1 protein-coding gene is annotated in these 256 nt (G+C 46.9%); it reads right to left on the bottom strand.

What is annotated here, in order from left to right:
- Positions 1-256: ABC transporter permease subunit (locus tag R0J87_RS22265; protein ID WP_498889036.1), on the bottom strand; the 256-nt coding region annotated here is incomplete at both ends.

Genomic DNA, 256 nt, shown 5'->3' on the forward strand with positions numbered 1-256 from the left:
ATCGCCAACATAGTTAAAGCAGAATAAAGTCAGGACCATAAATATCGCAGGGAACAACAGCTGCCAGATGGCAATCTCCATTGTTTGTGCCCCTTCTTGCAGCAGGGCACCCCAGCTGGTCATTGGCTCCTGTACACCCAGACCAAGGAAACTCAGGAAAGATTCGGTCAAAATCATCTGCGGTACCAGCAGTGTTGAATACACAGCAACAATACCCAGTACGTTAGGAACGATATGACGGGTAATAATATTCCAG

Source organism: Halomonas sp. SIMBA_159, from assembly GCF_046536035.1.
Classification (GTDB): domain Bacteria; phylum Pseudomonadota; class Gammaproteobacteria; order Pseudomonadales; family Halomonadaceae; genus Vreelandella; species Vreelandella venusta_A.